At 55.4% G+C, this 15,167-nt stretch carries 11 protein-coding genes and 1 tRNA gene; 6 read left to right on the top strand and 6 right to left on the bottom strand.

Annotated elements, in window-relative coordinates:
- Positions 1-1,122: 1,122 nt before the first annotated feature.
- Positions 1,123-2,922, bottom strand: a complete 1,800-nt coding sequence (locus FF011L_RS09720) for a flagellar basal body P-ring protein FlgI (protein ID WP_145351496.1) — start codon at positions 2,920-2,922, stop codon at positions 1,123-1,125.
- A gap of 194 nt (positions 2,923-3,116) precedes the next feature.
- Between FF011L_RS09720 and FF011L_RS09715 the strand changes: the two genes are divergently transcribed.
- The 4 genes from FF011L_RS09715 to FF011L_RS09700 all read left to right on the top strand — a co-directional run bounded on the left by FF011L_RS09715 (position 3,117) and on the right by FF011L_RS09700 (position 8,099).
- Positions 3,117-3,190, top strand: a tRNA-Thr gene (locus FF011L_RS09715).
- A 61-nt stretch (positions 3,191-3,251) separates the two neighbouring features.
- The gene (locus FF011L_RS09710) at positions 3,252-4,577 is read left to right on the top strand and encodes a DNA-directed RNA polymerase subunit alpha C-terminal domain-containing protein (protein WP_145351495.1); all 1,326 of its coding nucleotides are present in this window, start codon (positions 3,252-3,254) and stop codon (positions 4,575-4,577) included.
- Positions 4,570-5,703 (top strand): tRNA guanosine(34) transglycosylase Tgt, encoded by a 1,134-nt coding sequence (tgt, locus tag FF011L_RS09705; RefSeq protein WP_145351494.1) that lies wholly within the window; start codon positions 4,570-4,572, stop codon positions 5,701-5,703. Before FF011L_RS09710 ends, tgt begins: the two co-directional genes overlap by 8 nt.
- A 56-nt stretch (positions 5,704-5,759) precedes the next feature.
- Entirely contained in the window at positions 5,760-8,099 is a 2,340-nt protein-coding gene (locus tag FF011L_RS09700; RefSeq protein ID WP_218933112.1) for an NfeD family protein, read from the top strand.
- Between the two features lie 503 nt (positions 8,100-8,602).
- Here the strand turns inward: FF011L_RS09700 and FF011L_RS09695 are convergent.
- A complete protein-coding gene (locus FF011L_RS09695; RefSeq protein WP_145351492.1) occupies positions 8,603-9,403 on the bottom strand; it encodes an inositol monophosphatase family protein in 801 nt (266 codons plus the stop codon).
- 117 nt (positions 9,404-9,520) lie between these two features.
- Between FF011L_RS09695 and FF011L_RS09690 the strand changes: the two genes are divergently transcribed.
- The gene (locus FF011L_RS09690) at positions 9,521-10,462 is read left to right on the top strand and encodes a dihydrodipicolinate synthase family protein (RefSeq protein WP_246109838.1); all 942 of its coding nucleotides are present in this window, start codon (positions 9,521-9,523) and stop codon (positions 10,460-10,462) included.
- A gap of 775 nt (positions 10,463-11,237) precedes the next feature.
- Here FF011L_RS09690 and FF011L_RS09685 read toward each other — a convergent pair.
- Positions 11,238-12,236, bottom strand: coding sequence for a DUF6807 domain-containing protein (locus tag FF011L_RS09685; RefSeq protein ID WP_145351490.1), 999 nt, complete (start codon positions 12,234-12,236; stop codon positions 11,238-11,240).
- A 118-nt stretch (positions 12,237-12,354) separates the two neighbouring features.
- Here FF011L_RS09685 and FF011L_RS09680 point away from each other — a divergent pair, with 118 nt between their 5' ends.
- Positions 12,355-13,326, top strand: a complete 972-nt coding sequence (locus FF011L_RS09680) for a ribonuclease H family protein (RefSeq protein WP_145351489.1) — start codon at positions 12,355-12,357, stop codon at positions 13,324-13,326.
- A 29-nt stretch (positions 13,327-13,355) separates the two neighbouring features.
- On the opposite strand, the gene FF011L_RS09675 is transcribed toward FF011L_RS09680, so the two are convergent.
- From FF011L_RS09675 to FF011L_RS26240, 3 genes are all read right to left on the bottom strand, one after another.
- Positions 13,356-14,000, bottom strand: coding sequence for a phosphopantothenoylcysteine decarboxylase domain-containing protein (locus FF011L_RS09675; RefSeq protein ID WP_145351488.1), 645 nt, complete (start codon positions 13,998-14,000; stop codon positions 13,356-13,358).
- A gap of 12 nt (positions 14,001-14,012) precedes the next feature.
- Positions 14,013-14,384, bottom strand: a complete 372-nt coding sequence (locus tag FF011L_RS09670) for a tellurite resistance TerB family protein (RefSeq protein WP_246109837.1) — start codon at positions 14,382-14,384, stop codon at positions 14,013-14,015.
- 480 nt (positions 14,385-14,864) lie between these two features.
- On the bottom strand, positions 14,865-15,122 hold the full coding sequence (locus FF011L_RS26240) for a hypothetical protein (RefSeq protein WP_218933111.1): 258 nt from the start codon (positions 15,120-15,122) through the stop codon (positions 14,865-14,867).
- Between the last annotated feature and the right edge of the window lie 45 nt (positions 15,123-15,167).

Genomic DNA, 15,167 nt, shown 5'->3' with positions numbered 1-15,167 from the left:
TCTTCGCTGCAAAATCGCCGACTGGAAATCTCCCCCTCTCCCCCAGCCCCTCTCCCCCAAGCAAGCTCCACTAAATCAAACAAAGAGGCAGAGATCACGCAACGAACTAGCAGAGATTTCTTCCGCACCAAAGAGCTCGCTTAGGGGCGAGGGGAGCCAGACTTTCTTTATTAAGAAATCGCACGTACCGAGAGGCGATGAGATCTATATATGAAGACAGGCTGGCTCCCCTCGCCCTCAAAACAAGCTCGCTTAAAACAGGTTTGATACTGGATCAACGGTTCGCCAGCTAATTCAATTAAGTACGATCCAAAGGCTTGTTTTGGGGGAGAGGGGCTGGGGGAGAGGGGGCCGACAGCGTTGGGCAAGGCGTGGCACAACCGCTTAAAATCCGAGGCTTTCACCGCGTCTTCGCTGCAATATCGCCGCCTGGAAATCTCCCCCTCTCCCCCAGCCCCTCTCCCCCAAGCAAGCTCCACTAAATCAAACAAAGAGGCAGAGATCACACAATGAGCTAGCAGAGATTTCTTCCGCACCAAAGAGCTCGCTTAGGGGCGAGGGGAGCCAGACTTTCTTTATTAAGAAATCGCACGTACCGAGAGGCGATGAGATCTATATATGAAGACAGGCTGGCTCCCCTCGCCCTCAAAACAAGCTCGCTTAAAACAGGTTTGATACTGGATCAACGGTTCGCCAGCTAATTCAATTAAGGTCGATTCAAAAGCTTGTTTTGGGGGAGAGGGGCTGGGGGAGAGGGGGCCGACAGCGTTGGGCAAGGCGTGGCACAACCGCTTAAAATCCGAGGCTTTCACCGCGTCTTCGCTGCAATATCGCCGCCTGGAAATCTCCCCCCCCCCCCCCGCCCCTCTCCCCCAAGCAAGCTCCACTAAATCAAACAAAGAGGCAGAGATCACGCAACGAACTACCAGAGATTTCGTCCACACCAAAGAGCTCGCTTAGGGGCGAGGGGAGCCAGACTTTCTTCATTTTTAAATCGCACGGTCCCAAGCCGTCCGGCCACCGCCCCGAAATCATTACGTACTTGCCGGTCGGCTCGCGCCGATCCGCTAAGAAAATCTAATCCAAACCCCGGCCGGGACCGTTAGCGACTTGACCGCTGGACTATTCACTCCACCAAGACATTTTTTCGAAGAAGGTCTTTTCTTTTGGCACTGGCGGCGTGATGTCGTGCGGAGCGAGAGACGGCGGTTCACTTGGATCGATAAAGTTCTCCTCGTTGCGATAGTAAGTTCGCAACGCCCGCGGGCTAGGATCGAATGCGAAACGAGCGGGGAGCGCGTGGTTCGCCTTGAGTGAACTAAGAACGTCGACACAGTCGCTGTACCCAGCCCCCATCGCGGACAACCCGGCACATACCGCTGGGATGTTGGCAGGAACGCTTGTCGTTTGGTCCTCTTCGCCGACGCGGAATCGACTGAGACTGATTTTTCCATCCCCATCGTCTCGCATCACGATTCCCCCTTTGCTGATAACCGATTCGGTCAATTCAATTGGGAAACTGCTGCCGAACATTACAATTTCGGGCCGATGCCCCAGCCCGACAGCGACCAGAGGGTCGGCGGTCGAGGGAATGGTGTGCAGGTAATAGCCATCGCCGAATCGTTGGCCTCCGACCAGATCGGCCGAATCGGGACGTTTTCGGAGTGCCGTAAAGGCTCCGTAGCGGACTTCGTTGTTTGGATCATTCATCAAGCCACGCAGTGCCTGTGCCGCGGCATTCTGCGGCATTCCCTGCAGGGCTTTGAGGGCTGGGTAACGGAATGCCGATTCGGTTCGGGCCAGTTCCGCAAGCGGTTCGATCGCTACCGCTTCATCCAAGTATGCCAGGGCTTCCGCTGCATAGAATCGAATTTCATCATCCGGTGTCTTCAGGGCTTCGACCAACAGCGGGACGGAGTCGGAACCAATCGCTTCCAAGCTGAGTGCCGCATCGGCTGCGGTCGTCGGTTCTTTCAATTTTTTATCAAGCGATTCCAACTGCCCTCGCAGACCGCCCGCGTGCGGTTGCACATTCATTGCACGAACCACGGCGATCAGGCGGTGGACGTTTTCTTCGTAGCGGGGCAACACGTCCAGTTCAATGAAATCATCCTCGCGAGCGGTCGCGATGCCTCGCCGCGAAGATCCGTCAAAGAAGTAAAATCGTTGGTTAATGACTTTGGCGAATTCTCTGGAAAGCAAAGCATGTTGATATTGAGGGCGAATGACCAAGCCGACCGGACGGTCCACCTGGGCGACGCCTCCGCCTAAGATCGTTGCCGTTCGTTGCATTTCTTCGCCGCTGTTGTCGTGCAAGCTACGGACCAATACCGGGCCGGTTCCTGTCACCGCAACATTGCTAGAGCGAACCACATCCAATCGTCTCATTTCCTGCAAACGTGAAGGCATCAACCAACCACCTTGAAGGCTCTTCACTTCCGACCGGGAAGGAACCGTCACTAAAATATCCAAGCGATCGCCACGTTTAACGCCCGGCGACATGATCGCCTCGGTGATCACCAATGCGGTGAGATCCGATTCGAGGTACCCGTCGGGGTCTGCGACATTGTGAGTTTTCATTTCCGCGATCAAACGGTCACGGTACTCCGAGGGCAACGCGGGAGCTCCGGTCCGGTTCAGTCCCTTGACGGCTCCCACCCCTTGGACGCGAGCGTAGGTCAATCCGTACGGCAGGGCCGCTTCACCGATTTTTTCGGGGGGGTCTGGAACGACCAGCAAATCCTCAAGGGCACCATCCTTTTCACTGTCCCCTCTAAACAAGGAGCATCCGCTGAGCGTAAACACCATGCATGCAATCGCAACTGCCGACCAGGCATGGGAAACCAGCGGAAGGCAACGTCGCCCCCCATCCTGACGAGATCGAGAGTGGCTAGTGGAGGGTGTCGGCATCCATGCAGACATAACTTTGACTCGGCGAAGGGACGTGAACAAATTTCAACGTTTGTTAAAATGAGGATTCAGAGTTCTTGCTCATTACGAAATTTCCCCCCTATTCGTCAATGCGGAATGCCGATTCCTGAGGCTATTGACGAAAAGGGGCTAGAATTAGTATTCTCTTGGGCTCGCAGAAAGATAGAAAAACTTTCTGTCGATTTGCCAGCGTAGCTTCAATTGGCAGAGCATCGCATTCGTAATGCGAGGGTTGTGGGTTCAAATCCCACCGCTGGCTTTATCTCTCTCCTATTTACGGCTGTTTTCCAGTCCCAGAGTCTACCGGAGCCTCACGAACCATGGCTGAAGCCGAAGTTCTTGATTTAAAAGAAGTCGTCCTGTCGAACACTTCTTTTGGTCCCCAAGAGATCGCCAACATCCGCACGGCTATCGCCTCGGATTTCATTCATTTTGGTGAACTGCGCGATGCAGTGAACCAAATGGAACAGGAAACCGACCGTAGTCCGGCGACTCAGACCAAATTTGGTGTCTGTCAACTTCTCCTGGGTCGCTTCAAAGCGGCTCGCGAGACGCTTAGCAGTTCCGATGGTGGAGCACTTGCCCAGTTTTACCTGGGACGCTGCGCTTTCGAACTGGGCGAATATGACGTGGCCCTCACCCAATACGAAGCGGCCCGCAAAGCGGGTTACGACGAGGATCAGTGCAAACTTGCCGTTGCGGAAACGAAACGGTACATGCGTGACCTCGAAGGTTCGATGAACATCCTGGACGATATGTTCGGCCCCATCGAACAGACCGCTGAATACCAATACCAACGCGCCGCGACCGTCGCCGCAATCGGTGACAAAAAAGCGGAAGCGATCAACCACTACGAACGAGCCCTCCAGATTGACGAAGGTCATGCCGGAGCATTGTTTGGGTTGGCCTTGGAAAACGATCGCAACGGAAACGATGACGAAGCGATCGCGATGTACGAGCGAGCCGCGGCCGGATTTCCTACCGGTGTTGGTGTCTTGATCAACCTGGGAATCCTGTACGAAGATCGAAATCAGTTCGATCGGGCTCAGGTCTGCTACCGGCGAATTCTGGAATGCTATCCAGATCACCCCCAAGCAACCCTCTACATGAAAGACGCTTCGGCGCAGGGCAACGTCCTGTACGACGAAGAAACCCAACGTCGCAACGATCGCTTGGCTCAAGTACTGAACCTGCCGGTCGCTAACTTCGAACTTTCCGTCCGTAGCCGTAACTGCTTGCAGAAGATGGGCGTCGATACCCTTGGGGATCTGACCCGAACTTCCGAAGCCGAGCTGCTGGCCAGTAAGAACTTTGGCGAAACCAGCCTGTACGAAATTCGCGAAATGCTGACCGGCAAGGGACTTTCCCTGGGTCAGTTTGCTCACGAGAAAAAGTCACCCGATCCACCGATCGATACTTCGCACATGTCGGCCGACGAACAAGCTTTGCTTGACCGTCCGATCTCGGACCTGAACCTTTCGGTTCGAGCCCGTAAATGCATGGTCCGCCTTGGCCTGAACACCATTGGTGAACTGGTCCGCAAGACGGGCGACGAAATGCTTGAGTGCAAGAACTTCGGTGTGACCAGCCTTACCGAAGTCCGCGAAAAGCTGACGGAAATGAGCCTGAAGCTTCGCGGTGACTGAGTACAAGTGCCTCGCACGCGATAGCCAAACGGCGGCCAGACGCGGTACGTTCACAACCCCACACGGGGTTGTGCAAACGCCGACGTTTATGCCGGTCGGTACGCAGGCAACCGTCAAAGGGGTCACCGCAGCACAACTGCGTGAGACCACCGCAACGCTGCCTGACGTTACAGCCCAAATGATTCTAGGGAATACCTACCATTTGGCGCTGCGTCCGGGCCACGAACTGATTCGCAAGATGGGCGGACTGCACCAGTTTATGAACTGGGATGGTCCTATCCTGACCGACAGCGGTGGATTTCAAGTCTTTTCGCTATCGAAGCTGAATAAGATCGACGAGCGATCGGCGGTCTTTCACAGCCATATCGACGGTCGAAAGATTGACCTGACGCCCGAGTATTCGGTCGAGATCCAGGAATCCCTGGGGAGCGATATCGCTATGGTCCTAGACCATGTGATTGCGTTGCCCGCCTCCGATGAAGCGGTGATCGATGCGACCGAGCGATCGGTACGCTGGGCCGTTCGCTCGCTAAACGCGGCGACCCGATCCGATCAGGCTCGATTTGCGATCGTCCAAGGAGGCCTGAACGAGACCATTCGGGCCCAATGTGCCCGAGACCTCGCAGCCCATCCGTTTGATGGATTTGCCATCGGTGGACTAAGTGTCGGCGAACCGCCCCCGGAAATGTACCGGATCGTGAAGGCAACTTGCCCACACTTGCCAGAGGACAAACCTCGGTACCTGATGGGCGTCGGACGGCCGATCGACATGCTGGAAGCGATCGCCGAAGGGGTCGACCTGTTCGATTGCGTCATGCCGACGCGAAATGGACGAAATGCGTTTGCCTTTACCGACGAAGGTCCGCTGAAACTGCGGAACGCCATCCACAAGGACGATCCACGCCCGCTAGAGGATTCATGCCCCTGCCCCGCCTGCCAACACAGCCGGGCCTACCTGAGGCACCTATTTGTCACCGGCGAAATGCTGGGGCCGATTCTGCTGACAATTCACAATCTGACCTATTACCAGCGGTTGATGCACCAAGCCCGAGAAGCCATTCTTGCCGGGACGTTCCTGGAACTGCTGGAACGCCACCGCGCGCTCGCCGCTCCCAAAGAGATGTGATGCCCCCGGCGTTCAGCCGGTATAATACAGCATCCGTTTGCTTAACGATGCGAGCGATGATGCGATCCAATCACTCTCCATGGCGTGCGAGTCTTATGCTGCGATTGTTGGCCACTTTACTCGTTGGAGTCGGTTTCTGTGTTGGCGGTCCTACTTTGGGCTGGTCGAACCAGGAAGCAGAAAATCCGTTCGTCGAAGCAAACGCACAGGCTCCTGCGGAAAAACAGGCTCCTGCGGACACCAATCCTGCGCCGGCAGCCGAACCAGACAACGCAGCCCCCGTCGCTCCAGCGGCGCAGGCACCTAGAGCGGCTCAGGCTGCTCCAGCTGCGCAGGCGAAACGAGGATACGTGCTATCGGTTCCGCTTCCGATCACCGTCGAAGCTGGCAACCAATTGATCGACCGCCTGAAATCGTTGGCCAAGAAGCCGCTGGTTGTCGGGGAACGTCAAATCGTCTTGCTAGAATTCGGGACGCCCGATTCGTCTCAGGATGGGACGGGTACCGAATTCGAAGAAGCCCTTCGTCTGGCGCGCGTGATCAGTGGCCCCGAACTGCGGAACCTTCGTATCGTCGCGTTTGTAACCAAGCCGGTACGCGGGCACGCCGTATTACCCATCCTGGCTTGTGACCAACTATTAGTAACCCCGCAAGCCTCCGTCGGGGATGCGTCTGCAGACGACGTCGATCCCGATCCCTCCATTCAATTGTTGTATGAATCGATCGCGGCACGTCGCGGACTGTTTCCGCAGTCACTGGTCGATGCAATGTTGAACCCTGGCTTGGAACTGGTTCAAGTCACGGAACTCGATGGAACGCGACGGCTGGTTAGTGGTGAAGAACTAGACAAGATCCGTGCTGCAGGCGAATCGCTGCAAGAATCACAGCTCTCCACCCCGGGGGCGACCGCGATCCTTGATGGCAACGCGCTTCGCCAAGCGAGAATGGCAAGCCATCAGGTTCAATCGCTAGAAGAGGCTGCGGACGCGCTGCGAATTGCCGCCTGGGAACGGCCCGAAGCGACCACCCGCGTCAAAGTCGAAAACGGAACTTTGGTCGAATTAAACGGCAACGTTACGACCAACAGAATTCGGCGAATCGAAGCCAACTTGGCATCGCCTGCCAACCATCGTGACACCGACGCCTGGATTGTTGTCATCGATAGTCCTGGCGGCAGCCTGGAAGACAGCATGCGGTTGGCCAGTACGTTCTCGGTCGTTGCCCAGGACCAACGGCTGGCTGCCGGCTGGGTACAAACCGAAGCGTTGGGCGATTCGATTCTTATCGCCGCATCGTGCCGTCCTTTCTTGGTCGCAAGTGACGCCCGTCTGGGAGGTCCCGGAGCCCAGAACTTAACCCCTCAAGACGTTCGCCAAATGCAGGAAGCGATCGACCAAATCGCGATGGATGCCAACCGTCCGGCAACCGTCCTGGCCGGGCTGCTGGATCCCGAACTAAAGGTCTTTCACTACACCGACGGTAAAACCGGACGCAAACGGATCGCAACCCCCGAACAGATTGCCCGCGAAGAAGAACAGGACCAAAGCGAACGCTGGTCCCAAGGGGATCCGATCGATTTGTCGCAAGGAATTTCAGGGGCCCAAGCGGTCGAGCTAGGATTGGCCGACGGGATCGCAGAGAACCTGGAAGCGGTCACCGCCGAAATCGGACTGAAAAATGAACCACGTCGACTGTCGGACCGAAAAATCGTCCGAGCGGTTGAGTGGCTAGGGAACCGCCCCTTCCTCCCCGTCCTGTTGCTGATGATCGGTTTCATGACGTTTTCGATGGAATTGAGCGCTCCTGGGCTGGGCGTTCCCGGATTCATTTCCATGCTCTGCTTTTCGTTATTCTTCTGGATGAGTTTCCTAGCGGGGACGGCGGAGTGGCTGGAGCTGGTCGCCTTTGGATTGGGGGTGATCTTTATCCTGATTGAGATCTTTGTGGTCCCGGGGGTAGGAGTGTTTGGGCTGGGCGGTCTGGCAATGCTGATCAGCGGAGTCGTCCTTGCCAGCCAAACGTTTGTGATCCCACGCAACCCGTACCAATACGCCCGGATGAGCGAAACGCTATGGATGGTGATCGCCAGCTGTGTCAGCTTGGTGGCCGGAGTGATCCTGCTAAGGCTATTGCTGCCCAACACCAAACTGTTTGGACATTTACACCTAGCTGCCCCCGACGGTGACTTGGTCGAGCAACGCGAACAACTGGTCCATTTCGAACACCTTGTCGGTACCACCGGAACCACCGTCACCGCACTGCGTCCCGCAGGCAAAGCTCGAATTGGTGACAACGTCTATGCAGTCGTCAGTGACGGCTCGGCGATCAATGAAGGCGAACCGATCACGGTCCTAGAAGTCCATGGAAATCGAATCGTCGTGATCGGCGAGGAATAGAGCAACGCCGCCGACTGATTTTTCGTTTTCGTTTTCGTTTTCGTTTTCGTAGCGGAACGGCGCGAGCCGTCCGGCCAAGTACGTGATGTTTCCAGGGCAGTGGCCGGACGTTCCCCCCCCCCCTTGCCCATCCGAGACGGAGTGCGGTGCTTTTAGCCCAGCGGGCGGCAGATACTTGCCGTTGGTGTAAGCCAACGGAAACCTAACGAGCGCATAAAAGCCCAGCGGGCGACAGACAAGGGTGGTTCTGTCGCCCGCTGGGCTTTCCTTTTCGTGGCGATCCACACTCCGGCGGCTCACGCCGCCGGCAAGTATCTGCCGCCCTCCGGGCTACGTCTTCACTCGGCCCCATGTCGATTCTTCAATGGCTATAACCCCGTCATTTGTGGATTTCGCGTCCCGAACGAAAAGCGACAATCACTAAATCAACAAGCCGCTTGCGCCGTTCCGCTAAGAAAATTGATCAATGAGCTCCGGTTCTCTTGCCGTCCGTTACGCTCAAATCAATCGGCAAAGATTTTTAGCATCCTTTGCTGCAGAACCGGTGTTGCCGCTGCGACAAATTTGGGTTCCCAAACATCAAATGGCTCTCCCTCCAAACCTGCGATTTGAGCTCCAGCCTCCAGCGCGATGAGAGCTCCTGCCGCCGCATCCCAGCTCTTCACGCTGGCAGCCCAATAGCCATCCAACCTGCCGGCGGCGACGTAGCAGAGGTTTAAGGCACAGGACCCTAACCGCCGAATCGACTGGCATTCCCCCAACATCCGCACAAACCTTTCGATTTCAACCGAATCGCGGGGAACACTGGTCGCAAAACTACAAGCGACCAAGGCTTCGTTCAGTTTCGTGCAATCGCTAGCGGTAAAGGGTTGCCCGTTCAAAAAAGCCCCTTTCCCTCGTTCCGCCGTGAACATCTCTTCTCTCGTCGGATCGTAAACGACGCCGACCTGTAACTTTCCTTCTGCAAAAAGAGCTATCGATACCGCAAAACTTTGCAACTGATGCACGTAATTCACGGTCCCATCCAAGGGATCGACAATCCAGCATGCGGGGGCTCCAAGTTCTCCATCGCGAACGGCTTCGGGCGGCTGCGTTTCTCCGTTCTCTTCACCGACAAATGCATTTTCGGGATACGCCCCCATCAAGATGTCTCGCACCGCTTTCTGAGACGCCAAATCAGCGTCCGTCACTAGGTCTTTAGGCCCTTTTTCTCGGACCAAGCGGTGATCCCAACGCTGCATTAATTCGACAGCTCCCGCACGAGCGGCTCGAACTGCAGTCTGCAAAGGTGACTTATCATTCATATTCAGGGGTTATCCAGCGGGTGCAATATCGAGAGGATGCAGGGTTCGGCTCCAAATCGAAGCGGATTCCGTTTATGATCCTACGTTTTCCACACCATACAACCAGAGGCAGATCTCTTGGAGACTATTTCTCGCATTCGTCCTCGACGTAAAATCCAAGGCATGTCGGCGATCCTGCTTCCCCTGACCCAGGAAAATCAGGTCGATTGGCAAGGATTTGAAGACCATGTCGCCCGGACGGCCGCCGCCGGTCTTGTGCCAACGGTAAACATGGACACCGGATATGCCAATCTGATTTCGGAAGAACTGCGTGTGCAGGTGCTTTCGGAAACGAAGCGGATTGTCGCAGGTGGCCCTTATGTGGCGGGAGCCTTTGTCGGCGATCAACCGGGTGACGCTTTTAATGAAGCGGCGTACTGCAAGCAGGTCGAATCGATTCAGCAGCACGGGGGGACTCCGATCCTGTTTCAGTCCTACGGGCTGACTCAGCAAAACGACGACGCAATCGTCAGCGCCTACGAAAAAATTGCCGCCCACTGCGATACTTTTTACGCGTTTGAACTGGGGACCATGTTCGCCCCATTTGGCAAAATCTATAGCCTAGATGTCTACGCTGGCTTGATGCAGATTGCCGCTTGCCTAGGCGCCAAACATTCTTCGCTGTCACGCGACCTGGAATGGCAACGGCTTGACCTGCGTGATGCCCAGCGAGCCGATTTCCGTGTCCTGACCGGCAACGACTTGGCGATCGACATGGTCATGTACGGAAGCGATTACCTGCTGGGGCTAAGCACGTTTGCGCCCGAAGCCTTCGCGCGTCGTGACAGGATGTGGGAAGAAGGCGATTCGGCTTTCTACGAGCTGAACGATTTACTGCAGTACTTGGGAATGTTCGCGTTCCGCGATCCGGTCCCAGCCTACAAACACAATGCCGCTCAATTCCTTCACCTGCGGGGCTGGATCGAAACCGCAAACACGTTCCCCGGCAGCCCGACTCGCCCGGAAAGCGACGTTGCGATCCTAAAAGATATTCTGGATCGATTGGAAACCGAATGTTAACTTTCGCGAGGACGTGAAATCTATAAATGACGATTTCAACCCTGCCCATCCGAGCCTGGGTGCAGTGCTTTTAGCCCAGCGGGCGTTGGCGTAAGCCAACAGAAACCTAGCGAGCGTACGCACAAAAGCAAAAGTAGGCCGGACCAAAGAGCGATAGCGATGCCGTTCCGGCGGACGCTTGGCAATCCTTCTCGCAATACCCACTCGGCGGCTTACACCGCCGGCAAATATCTGCCGCCCTCCGGGCTAAGGAAACCTAGTGTGCGCATTAAAAAGCAAAAGTAGGCCGGACCAAAGAGCGATAGCGATGCCGTTCCGGCGGACGCTTGGCAATCCTTCTCGCAATACCCACTCGGCGGCTTACACCGCCGGCAAGTATCTGCCCCCCTCCGGGCTAAGGAAGGAAACCTAGCGAGCGTACGCACAAAAGCAAAAGTAGGCCGGACCAAAGAGCGATAGCGATGCCGTTCCGGCGCCCGCTGGGCTTTCCTTTTCACAATACCCACTCGGCGGCTTGCACCGCCGGCAAGTATCTGCCGCCCTCCGAGCTAAATCTTCACTCGGCCGCATGTAGACTCGTCAACGGCTGGAACCCCGTCACCTATAGATCTAACGTCCCGAGCGAAAGGCGACAATCACTAAACCTACAAGCTGCTTGCGCCGACCGGCAAAGAGATCGCCCCGCAGATGGCAGCGGCACTCGCCCAGACGCATCGCGTCTGAGCGTTTAGCCGTTTAACCGTTAAGCATGAACCAAACGTTCCATATCCAAGCGTTATTCAACAGTGGTTTCGCTGTACGCTTTCCACTGAGCTGGGATATCCGCCGCTTCGGTTGAGCCATTGTGAAGGATAACACGATAAACCAATTTCAAGGTTTCACCGGCGGGCAAAAGTGTTCCTTCGGTCTCATCGCCTCCAATAAAATGGTGGACGCCAAACGGGTTGGCAGCGAACAAGCCATAGCTACGAACATGCCAGCGAGTTGGATAGCCGAAGCTGGAAGGATGATTCAGGATGGCGATCCCCTGCGTCTTGCCTTCGACAGGCCCGTAATAATCGACCCATGCGGAGGACTTTGCCCAGGTCTCTTTTCCTTTCACACCTTCTGCGTTGACAATACTTCCTTTTCCTTCGCCATCCATTTTGATGGTTCCGGCAACTCGGATTCCAAAACTTCCTTCTTTGGTATCCCCGAACACAACGTCTCCGTCGGTCGCGGTCAAAGAAAAGACGCAGTCGATCCAACTTTGGCTATCGTTTTCGCCAAAGGTCAGTTCCCACTTGTCGGCCATCACGCGTTTGCCGTCGGGAGCCATCCAGTTGTGTTTGGCAACCAGAGTTGCGTTTTCGCCGCCTTTAACTTCGGGAGCTCCATCGGCAACGATTTGCCCCTTTCCTTCTCCTTCGGCCCAAAAGTCGACTCCATTCACTTCACCATGAGTCATCCAGAAGGAGCGATGATGTGGATGATCCGCTTTTTCGGTGGCGATTGCGTCCTGCATCGGATAGCCGCGAGTCACAGCCGCTCCGCCAGGCCCGATCAGCGGCCACAGAATGGGCTTGCTTTTCGAATGGGCTACGTACTTCGTCAAAAGTTTGCCATCCAGGTGGATCGTGGCACCTTCATCCGTTGTTTCCACCGTATATCGTTCGGCGGGGGCAACGGGTTCGACAGCGTCACTGGTAGCGGGGACTCCGCAAAACGTTGCAACACTGCAGGCGGTTACAGCAAACAACCAACGACGACGAATCGGACGAAACTTGTGGAACATTCAGCGATCTCCAAGAGGAAAGACAGGGGGTGGGTAATGTTGGTGGGAGGTTTTTCTTTTCAATCTCCCTATGATACCACGTGGAAGAACGGATAACTGTAATTGAAAAGGAATCGAGATGTTGCTGATCGCCACCGACGAAGCGGGATATGGGCCAAAGCTTGGACCGCTGGTGATCGCCGCAACCGTTTGGCGGCTGCCCGATTCGAAACCGATGCAGGCGATCGAAGCGTTGAGCGAAAAAGTGGTCCTGCCGGGGCTGCCGGCCATCTCGGTCGCAGATTCGAAAACCGTCTTTAAACCTCGCCAGAAACAAGGTTTACTGGGACTGGAAACGACCATGAACGCCGCCGTTCAGTGGGCATTTCCGAAGAAGAAACGAAAATCGTTCTACGACTGGCTGGCGATGAGTGCTCCAGCGGACGTTCGGCCCCTTACCGATCAACCCTGGTTCGCGAAAACCGACCTCCAAAAAGCTCCCTTCCTCACCTGCTCGCGACTGCAGGATTGCCAAGAATTCGCCGCGGAAGAACTGCGTAGGGTCTGGCAGGCGAAGGGGGCCGAACTGGTTTCCGTTGTACAGCGGGTCATCGACGCGAAACGCTTTAATCTTGCCTGCCAACAGGCCACCAATAAGGCACAGGTCCTATCCGAACTTACAAACGGCATGGTCGCACAGGTCATCGCCGAACAGACGGATGAGAAAATTGCCGTCTACTGTGACCGGCACGGAGGACGCGCTTATTATGGCCCGCTTTTAAAGCAGGCAATCCCCGAAAGCAGCGTCACTATTGAATCGGAAACCAAAAATGAAAGCCGCTACCGCCTGGAAGTTGGCAAGCAACAGATCGAATGGCGTTTCACCGTAAAAGGAGACTCGTTCCCGCCGGTGTCCTTTGCTTCGATGCTGGCCAAATATACTCGCGAGCGGTCGATGGAGTGCTTTAATCGATACTGGGGCGCAGAGACCGTGTCAGCGCTGAAACCGACCGCGGGCTACCCTCAGGACGCGGTCCGGTTTCTTGAGGAGATCGAAACGGATCGAGAAGAGCGGCAAATCCCGGTGGAAATGCTTGTTCGATCCCGATGATCCCGCAAGGGAAGACGGCAGATCTTTTTTTAGCCGATCAAATGTTTCTCGATCAAACGATTCTCGATTGCTGCCAGCAGATCGATCGCAACTTGCTCTTTGGTTCCCTGGAGAGATGCCAAAACCTCTCCTTCGCCGACCAGTAATTCCACATGGTTATCGTCGGAATCGATCGCTTCGGGGCCATTGCTAACCATCAAGTCGCAATGCTTCTGTTCCAGTTTCACGATGGAACGGAAGCGGCGATCCTCGGTTTCCAACGCGAATCCCACGACCCACTGCCCCTTTCGCTTACGCTGCCCAAGCGTCGCGATCACATCGGCCGTTTCGATCAATTCTAGTTTTAGGGTATCGCCGGTTTTCGAGATCTTTTCCGTCTTCATTTGCCTCGGCTGATAATCGCATGGAGCCGCAGCACCGATCGCTCCATCACACGATTCAAACTGCTCACATGCGGCCGCCAACATTTCATCCGTGGTGACCACAGGAATGACGGTTACCGAATCCGGATATTGAACCTGAACCGGACCTGACACGACCACCACTTCATGCCCGCGTGAGGCGGCTGCGCTGGCAAGTGCAGCGCCCATCCGACCACTGGATCCATTCGTTAAATAGCGGACAGGGTCGAGGTACTGCCGGGTCGGTCCGGAGGTAATTAGTATTTTTGCCACGTGTTTAAATGTCTAAAGTTGATTCGGCGGAGGAGAATGAATGGCTTGCTGGATGATCTTCGAAAGTCGTTCGCTGTCGATTTTCATCATAGCTGCCGCGAGTGCAAGCAAGCGTTTCTCGTTTTCACTGATCTGCTGATCGACCGACATCATACGCGCCAAATCGCGGAGCAGGCTTTCCTGCTCGTTGACATTTTGAGGGACCTGCAAAGCCGCTTTCTCATCCAGCCCGTATGCGATGGCTCGCTGCAGATCATCCTCCTCTAAACCAAGTTCCAAGTATCGCTCACTTAGAAATGCGATTTCATCGGCGGAAAGCGAACCATCGGCGGCCGCCATCACAACGATGTTTTGCAACTGCACTATGGGGGAAAGATGCTGCACGAAATTGCTCTTCGAAAAGGTTAAAAAGGAATCGAATTCGGCTCGAAGGAGGCTCGCGCCAAGCCGTAACGTCCGTTGCTGCACGGGATTATAGCGGATGCGAACGAGCCGCCGGATTGCAACGATTGTGCAGATCTTGTCAAAAAAATGAATATTTCGACGATTTGCTTTAGCGAGCGGATCCACAGCCCCCCTCATTGGCTGTGGCAAAATTTCAGCAGCCCTAAGTCGTTGCTAGCATTTACTTTAGTATTCCCCGATCCAATGATGATGGGCCTTGGGGGGAGAAATCTTGGGAATAAATGGCGGGGAACCGCAAAAAAATAGGCAATTATTTTGCCTGCGCTAGTTGACGCAATTTCCCCAACCAATAAACTCCCCCCAAATTAGCAAATGCTACTTCACTTCCCCGTTCCACTTGGAGACGAGTTATGCGTTCGATCATGATCTTGGGTTTGGTTGCTATTGCTGCCATGGTTGTTACCTCGACCGCCGATGCAGGTTGCTTCGGTAAGCGAGCCAAAGGCTGCTGCCCACAGCCAGCATGTGCACCAGAACCAGTATGCTGCGAAGCACCTGCTCCTGTATGCGCACCAGAACCAGTTTGCTGTGCACCTGCACCAGCACCCGTTGTTTGCTGTGCTCCAGCTCCAGTCGTTTGCTGCGAACCAGCTCCAGCACCTTGCTGCGAACCAGTTTGCTGCGAAGCTCCTCGCAAGCGTTGCGGATTGTTCGCAAAACTTAAAGCTCGCAAAGCAGCTCGCAAATGCTGTGCACCTGCAC

The sequence above is a fragment of the Roseimaritima multifibrata genome, assembly GCF_007741495.1.
In the GTDB taxonomy this organism is placed as follows: Bacteria; Planctomycetota; Planctomycetia; order Pirellulales; family Pirellulaceae; genus Roseimaritima; species Roseimaritima multifibrata.
Note: the sequence above shows the minus strand (reverse complement) of the source record. Positions and strands in the feature narration are given on the sequence as shown.